This is a genomic window from Clostridium sp. AM42-4 (genome assembly GCF_003480105.1).
Taxonomy (GTDB): Bacteria; Bacillota; Clostridia; order Lachnospirales; family Lachnospiraceae; genus Brotaphodocola.
On record NZ_QUIK01000030.1, the window covers coordinates 1,062 to 2,660 of the forward strand.

At 50.5% G+C, this 1,599-nt stretch carries 3 protein-coding genes; all 3 read right to left on the reverse strand.

Annotated features, from left to right (window positions below):
* The coding region (locus DW922_RS16405) for a recombinase family protein (RefSeq protein ID WP_195715097.1) at nucleotides 1-206 on the reverse strand (206 nt) is incomplete at its 3' end.
* On the reverse strand, nucleotides 207-404 hold the full coding sequence (locus tag DW922_RS16410) for a hypothetical protein (RefSeq protein ID WP_003020324.1): 198 nt from the start codon (nucleotides 402-404) through the stop codon (nucleotides 207-209).
* A gap of 241 nt (nucleotides 405-645) precedes the next feature.
* A partial coding sequence (locus DW922_RS16420) for a virulence-associated E family protein (RefSeq protein WP_118727132.1) occupies nucleotides 646-1,599 on the reverse strand: 954 nt, incomplete at its 5' end.

Here is a 1,599-nt window from a genome sequence, read left to right on the forward strand (position 1 = left end):
GTGAAGCCATCGTCCTGATAGACTGCCACAACCTCCCATCCCTGCTTTTCGCAGTATTTTTCCAGCATATCACGCTGGTTTGCGATACTGGCACTTTCGCCTTGCAGGTCATCGTCCTTTGACAGCCTGCAATAGACCGCTGCACGATACCCTCCGGCAAGTGCCGAACCGATTGTTCTGTATTCCATTTCGTTCATCATAGCCATTTACCCACACAATCCAGACGGTATCTGGCTCTTTTGAACCTCATCTTCATTATAGCTCATATCTTTCCTTTTAGCAAGATATTCTTTCGTATTTGTCTTACCGTATTTCTGGGAAATCAGGCTGACGAACACATCGGTTGCGTCCAGTTCCCCGTCAAATACCGTTGTAACATGAATCTCTGTTTTGTTTTTTGCCATAGGCAGTTATCCTCCATACATGAAAATAGCCAGACAGAGGGTGTCGGCAACGAAGTCCGGCAACGGGCTTCAAAAGACCTTGCAAACAATCTCAATCTGGCGATGGTTACTATTTATACTTTTCTTTTATTTTTCTGTTGTTTTGGTTGTCATAGGGGAGAAAAGCCGATAGTTTCGGGATTTTCCCCGGCAACCGGCTCGGCAACGGGATAGCAACAGGGGGTGCAACGGGCTGCCATTTTCAGAACGGAAGCTCCATCTGTTCTGTAACCTCCACAAAACCGTCCATCGTTTTTTCAGACGGGTTGCCGGAGTCCGTTGCCGGGTTTTCACGCTCCCAGCCCTTTTGTCTGCCATATTCGGAAAACATTCTTGGGTTCGGGAAGTACCGCCAGCCAGAAATGCACTGGTTCATAATCTCGTTGATTTCCCGGATTTCCCATTGCTTCGGCTCGTCAAAGGCATGGTTCAAGGCTTCCTTATAGAGCTGCTTGGAGCAGACCATGCTCCCGGTGTACTTATCAAGATACGCCTGTATCATCCCGGCTTTGGTGTCCTCCGGCATAAAATCCCGCTGGTGTTCTTTGAGATACCGCTGCATGGCAGGGCTGAAAGCCAGCTTGAACCTGCCGCTTCTGTAAATTTCCATCGCTTCTGCCCACATCTGCTCGATATAGGCTCTGGAAGCGGCTTCGTCCTCCAAAATGTGAACCTCGGCTTGCTCCGGGTACACCATGACGGGGATAAAGCGGCGGTTGCCGGAACGGTCAAGGGGCAGGAAGTCAAGGGCATTGGAAGTGCCGCCAAACACGCACTGACGGGGGCGGTCTGCTGGGTGGGTTTCATAGGGTATCTTGTAAACCTCTTTCTGTCGGCTTAAAAATGACTTGATTTCCTCAATGCTCTTGGCGTTTGCGGTTGCCATCATTTCCGACATTTCGATAATCCAGTGACCTTGCAGCTTACGGTACACATTGTCATCGTCCAGCTTCCGCAAATCATCGGAGAACCACTCGTCCCGGACTGCCAGCAGACGGAAGAAGGTGGACTTTCCAGCCCCCTGACCGCCTACCAGACAAAGCATGATTTCAAACTTGCACCCCGGCTGAAAGGCTCGTGAGATTGCACCCAGCAGGAACAGCTTCAACGCTTCATAGGTGTAATCGTCTGCGTCAGCCCCCAGAAAGTGCCGCAG